The 6,527-nt window shown below is 74.0% G+C and carries 1 protein-coding gene and 1 pseudogene; both read left to right on the top strand.

The annotated features are described in order from the left end of the window. Window positions 1-342: pseudogene (locus tag ACFVZW_RS36385) on the top strand (acyltransferase); the annotation flags it as partial. Beyond that, window positions 339-6,527, top strand: a 6,189-nt coding sequence (locus tag ACFVZW_RS36380; protein ID WP_384530782.1) for an SDR family NAD(P)-dependent oxidoreductase, incomplete at its 3' end; no start/stop codon positions are given. The pseudogene ACFVZW_RS36385 and the gene ACFVZW_RS36380, both read left to right, overlap by 4 nt.

Raw genomic sequence — 6,527 nt, 5'->3', positions numbered from 1 at the left:
ACGGTGGTGTGGGAGATCGGCTCCCATCCCCAACTGACCTCGCTCGCCCGGGCGTCGTGGGGCGAGACACAGCCGGCGTGGATCAGCACCCTGCGACGGGACCGCACCGATCAGGTCGAGTTGCACGCGGCGGTCGCCGATCACTACAACCACACCCGCACCGACCTCGACTGGGCCGGGCTGCACCGGGGCAAGGGCCGACGGACGACCACCATCCCCACCTACCCCTTCAACCGCCAGGAGCTGACCGCGCCGCCCGCTCGCCGCAGCGGTACCAAGGCGAGCGCCCTCAGCCACCCGCTGTTCGACCGTCACTACGAGCACCGGAGCGAGGGACAGTGACGTACCCGGCCGAGACCTACGAGAAGACGTTCACGGGCCAGGAGCCCTTCATCGCCCAGCACCGTTCCGCGGGTACCGGGCTGCTGCCCGCCGCGGTGCAGCTGGAGATGGCGATGGTGGGAGTCGCCCGGAGGCTGCCGTTCACCCCGCTGGAGCTCACCGATGTGACCTTCCTGCGACCCCTCACCATCGCCGACGACGCGGCGGCTCCCGTCCGGCTCGACATCGCCTTCGGCCCGCAGACCCGCTTCGAGCTGAGCACCCTGGTGGCCGGCGACCGCAAGCCCCTGTCCAGCGGTACCGGCCGGCTGCTCCCGGACGCCGTCCCGACCACGCCCGCCGGCACCGGCAGGCAGATGACGGGCATGCGGACGATCACCTCGGAGCGGCTGTACGACAGCTGGGCGCGGGAGGGTCTCCAGTACGGGCCCGACTTCCGTACCGTCCGGGAACTCGCCGTCGGAGACGGCGGCGTGGCCCGGGCAACGCTGCGGTCCGATGCCGAGCCCGTGCCCTGGTACGCCCATCCGCTGCTGGTGGACGGCGTGTTCCAGGTCGTCAGCTGCGCGCTCCAGGACCTCACGGGAGAGGCCGGCCCGTATCCCATGCTGCCGATCGGCGTCGCTCGGGTCGCGGTCCTCGCCGATCTCTCGGCTCTGTCGACCGGTGTGACCGTCCTGGTGCGCCGGACGGGCGTCGACGGCGCGTACGCCACCGCGGACGCCCTGCTGCTGGGGCCCTCGGACGAGGTCGTCGCGGAGTTCGAGGGGCTACGGATGCGGCGCACGGCCGCCGTGTCGCGACCGGTCGCCCCGGCCCCGCCGCGGGCCGCCATGCTGCCCATCACCCGGATCGACTGGCGGCCCGCGTCGGCGACCGACGAGCGGCACGACCCGGCGACCGGGACGTGGGTGCTGCTGCACAACGGCGGTACGGGCAGCCTGGGTGAGCGCGCCGCCCGGCAACTGCGGGCCGAGGGAGCCCGCGTGGTGGAGGTGGGCGTCGGACCGTCCGGGGCACAGGCCCACGACCGCGATCGGCGGATGCTCGCGCAGCCGGACGAGGACGCCTTCCGACGGCTCTGGGAGGAGGTCGGGGACCCGGTCGCGGGTGTGGTCCACCTGTGGAGCGCCGGCGACGCGCCCGACGGCGCCCCGAGGGAGGAGGCGGAGCTCCGACTCGGCCTCTACGGCTGCCTTGCCGCCCTGCGGACCCTCGGCGAGCGGCAGCGCAAGTCCCGCTTCTTCGTGGTGACCCGGGACGGGCAGCCGGTCGCGAACGGCGACCGGCCGGTGCCCGCGCGCGCCGCCCTGTGGGGCTTCGTCCGCACCGCCGCCATCGAGTACCCGGGCCTCCACCCGCGCCTCCTCGACGTCGACCGGCTCTCCGACGACGCGCTCCGCGCGGTCCTGGTGGAGCTCGGAGCCGGCGACGGTCCCACCGAGGTCGGGTACCGGCAGGGCGTCCGCCACGTACCCGTCCGGGTGCGCGACCGTTCGGCGTACGCCGTGGCCCGTGACGGGAACGGGCCGATCAGGAAGGGCGGCCGCTACCTTGTCCTCGGCGGGCACGGCGGTCTGGGCCTGGAGGTCGCGGACCGGTTCGCGCGGGAGGGCGCCGGCGTCGTCGCGCTGGTCAGCCGTTCCGGAGCGGCCGGTGCCGACCACGACCGGACGGCCGCGATCGGCGCGCACGGGTGCGAGGTCGCGTCGTACGGCGCGGACGTCACCACCCCCGGCGCCCTGGCTGCCGTGGTGGAACGCTTCCGCGCGGAGTTCGGCGAGCTGCACGGGGTGGTCCACGCGGCCGGCACGCTCAAGGACGGGCTGATCCGCAGCGCCACCGCCGAGGACATCGCGGCGGTGATGCGTCCGAAGGCTGACGGTGTCCGGGAGTTGGCCGCCGCGGTGGCCGGGCAGGATCTCGACTTCGCCGTGCTGTTCGCGTCGGTCTCCGGCACGTTCGGCAATCTCGGGCAGGGCGGATACGCCGCGGCCAACGCCTACCTCGACGCCTTCGCGCAGGCGCACGGCTCGCCGTGGCTGAGCGTCGCCTGGGGCCTGTGGGGCGAGGTGGGCATGGGCACGGCCGTCGCGGAACAGCTGCGGCGGCGCGGTGTCCGGCCGTTGGACACCGCGGAGGGCCTCGACTCCCTGATTGCGGTACTGGGGGCGCAAGAGGACCCTCGCCAGGTGGTCGTCGCCCACCCGGACGCCGGCGACGTGGTGGTCGAGCTCGAAGACGGCGGTGTGGAGCTCGGCGTACCTTCCGACGTACGCGCCGATGCACGTGATGCCGCACAAGATGCCGAGGGTTCGGCCGGCGAGGGTGCCGGGGAGCGGGTCGGGGGCGCGCTGGAGCGGTTCCTGGCGGAGCGGCTGGGTGTCACGTCGTTCGACCGTGACACTCCGCTGTCCGACTACGGCATGAGCTCGATCATGAGCGTCGAGCTGTCGGAGGAGTTGTCCCGGAGGTGGGGTATCCACCTCCCGGCGACGCTCTTCCTGGAGTACGGCGAGTTCGACGAGCTGGTCGAGGCGCTGACCGGCCGTTACGGCGCGGCCGCCGCGGTCGTGGCGCCGGAGCCCGCCGAGACGGTCGAGCCCGCCGAGACGCTCGATCCCGCCAAGATCGCCGAGACGGTCGAGTCCGAAGAGATCGCAGAGCCCGAAGGGACCGCAGAGCCCGCAGAGACTGCTGAGTTCAAAGAGGCCGCCGACGCCGTCGACCCGCTCCCGGCCGCCTCCGCGACGAACCCCCGCCCTCGGCGGCACACGGCCGCCGGTCGTGACGCGGACGTCGCGATCGTCGCCGTGTCCGGTGATCTCCCGGGCGCGGTCGGCGGTGCGGCGGAGCTGTGGCCCCTGCTCCGCTCCGGCGGTCACGCGTTCACCGAGGTGCCGGCCGAACGCTGGGACATCGACGCCCACTTCGAGCCGCGCGGTCCCCGGATGACGGGCACCTACTGCCGTACCGGCGCCTTCGTCACCGGTGTCGACCGCTTCGACCCGGCCTTCTTCGGCATCTCCGTGCGCGAGGCCGAGGAGATGGACGTACAGCAGAAGCTCCTGCTGGAACACGCCTGGGCGGTGCGGGACGACAGCGGTCTCGCCGGCCGCCGCGACATCGGCGTCTTCGTCGGTGCCACCTACACCCATCACCGCGACGCGCAGGGGCTGGAGACCGTCGGACCGCACACCGCGCTCGGCTCCATGAACGCGGTACTGGCCAACCGGATCTCGTACGCGCTGGATCTGACCGGCCCTTCGCAGACCGTCGACACCCTGTGCTCGTCGTCGCTCGTCGCCATCCAGCAGGCGGTCGCCGCGCTGCGCGCGGGCCACTGCGGCGCCGCGATCGTGGCGGCCTGCCAGGTCGGTCTGACCCCGTGGTACTACCGCAGCCTGAGCCAGCTCGGTGCCCTGTCCGAGACCCGGCCGCGCCCCTTCGACGAGCGGGCCGACGGATTCCTTCCAGGCGAGGGCGCGCTGGCCGTGATGCTGAAGCCGCTCGCGGACGCGGAGCGCGACGGCGACCGGATCTGGGGCGTCATCCGAGGCACGGCCGTCAACCACGGCGGCCGCGGCAGCGCCCTGCCGGTGCCCCGCAGCGAGGCCCAGGCAGCGGTCGTCCGTGCGGCATTGGACGACGCCGGACTGGCGCCCGCGGACGTCTCCCTGATCGAGACGCACGGCACGGCGACGCGGCTCGGCGACCCGATCGAGATCGCCGCGCTGACCGAGGTGTTCGGCGGTGACCCGGACCGTGGCGAGCCGTGCCACATCGGGACCGTGAAGGGCAACATCGGGCACCTGGAGCCCGCGGCCGGACTCGCCGGCCTGCTGAAGGTCCTGCTGTGTCTGCGGCATCGGGAGATCCCGCCCGTCGCCGGATTCGAGAACCCCAGCAGTCATCTGGACCTGTCCGCCGGACCGTTCGTGATCCCCGTCGAGCCGCGGCCGTGGACCTCGGACGGGCCACGGCGGGCGGGAGTCAGCTCCTTCGGCATGGGCGGGACCAACGCGCACATCGTCGTGGAGGAGTACGTCGCGGAACGCGGGTACCAGGCGTCCGGCGAGGACACCCGTACCGCCGCCGGACCGGACGAGCACCTGCTGGTCCTGTCCGCGCACACCCCGGACGCCCTCGCCCGCCGCATGGCGGACGTCCGGCCACTGCTGCGGCAGGGGGACGCGGCGAGCCTGGGGGCACTGTGCCGTTCCACCGCCGTCGGACGCGACCACCGGGCGTACCGGGTCGCGGTCCTGGGGGCCACGGCCGACGAACTGGCCGCCGGGCTGGCCGAGGCGCTGCGCCTGGCGGACCGGGCACCCGGCACCGTCGTACGCGGCGGAACGGTGCTGGAGAGCGCTTCGACCGGGCTCGGCGTCCCGGCCTTCCGCTACGTCGGGGGCGGCACCGTCGACTGGGCCGGCGTGTACCCGGGCCCGTCGGCGCACCGCCCCGCCCTCCCGCCCTATCCCTTCGGCTCGCGGCCCGAGGCGGCCGAGGCGGTCGTGACGCTCCCCCGGAAGGGCCTGTCGGCCGTATCGACCGCGCAGGTCGCTCGGGACACCACCGACGTCGTACGGCGACTCTCGCGCGCCCACCGCGTTCTGGGCGAGGAGACCGTGCCCGGAGCGCTGCCGCTGGCCCTCGGCCTGCTGACGCGCGGTGCCCTGCGGCAGATCACCTTCACCGGCCGGGGGACCGGAGACCATCCCCTCACGAGCGATCTCGACGACCCGGCCCGTACCGGACCGGTCACCTTCCGGCACGCCGACCGGGTCATCGCCCGGCTCACCACCGCCGAAGCCCCGGCCGGGCCGCCGCCCGCCGCCGCGGACCTCGACGCCCTGCGGGCCGTACTCCACCGGACGCTGGAACCGGCCGGGCTCTACGCCTGGTTCGCGGCGAAGGGCATGGAGCTCACCGCGCCCCTGCGGTCCATCACCGAGGTGCACTACGGTCCCGGCCGGGTGCTCGCGCGGATCGACGTCCCGGCCGGCAGCGGCTCGCTGGAAGCGGAGGCGGTGGCGCTCGACGCCGCCCTCCAGGTCATGGCCGTGCTCACGTTGGCGGATCCCGCGGCCCCTTCGGCCACCTATCTGCCGGTCTCCATCGGCCGGGCGGTGCGCTGGGCGGACGCGGCGCCGGCGGCGTTCGTCCTGCTCGAAGGCGCCGAGCCCGACCGTGACGGCACGCGACGCGGCGACGCGTCCCTGCTCGCCGCCGACGGCCGGGTGCTGGTCCGGCTCGACGACGTCGAGTACCGGACCGTGGCCGGGAACGGCGCATCACGGCCCGCTCCCACCCGCCGCGCGCCGCGGACCGCGGCGGCGGAGGCGGCGATCCTCGAAGTGGTACGGAACGCCCTCCACGACCCCGGTGTCACCGCGACGACCTCGCTGTCCACCGTGGGTCTCGACTCCATGCTGGCGACGGTCATCGCGGCCGACGTCGAGGCGGCGTACGGAGTGAAGCTCGGCCCGACGGACGTCCTGGACGCCGCGGACTGCCGCGCCCTCGCCGCGCACGTCGCCGAGCTGGCGGGCGACGGCGTGTTCGCCCTGTCGGAAGCCGACGGGCGGCGCGTCGGCGAACCGGACGCGAGTCACGGCGACCGGCCGGCCGCTGCGGCCACGGTCCCCGGCGCGGACGCCGACGACACCGCGGGCGCAGCGGACATCGCCGTCATCGGCCTGGCCCTGGCGCTCCCGGGCGCTGCGGACCCGGAAGCGTTCTGGTCGCTGCTCGCCGACTCGGATGAGGAGATCCGTCCGGCTCCGGCCCACCGCTGGGGCCGGTACGCCGAAGGGAACGAGCCCGACGTCGGCGGATTCCTGGACAACGTGGAGGAGTTCGACGCCCGGTTCTTCGACTTCTTCCCCAAGCAGGCCGAGGTGCTCGACCCCCAGGCCCGCTGGCTGCTCCGTACGACCTGGGAGGCACTGGAGTCCGCCGGCCTCCCGCCGCGCCGACTGTCCCCCTCCACCGGTGTGTTCGTGGGCGCCAGCTACCAGCACTACAAGGACTACAACATCGCGCCGGAGCTGGACGCGCCCAGCGGCCTGGGCAACCACAACGCGTTCCTGGCCAACAGGGTGAGCTACTTCCTGGATCTGCACGGGCCGAGCATGACGATCGACACGTTGTGTTCGTCGTCGTTGGTCGCCCTGCACACG

Source organism: Streptomyces sp. NPDC059567 (assembly GCF_042735655.1).
Taxonomy (GTDB): domain Bacteria; phylum Actinomycetota; class Actinomycetes; order Streptomycetales; family Streptomycetaceae; genus Streptomyces.
Note: the sequence above shows the minus strand (reverse complement) of the source record. Positions and strands in the feature narration are given on the sequence as shown.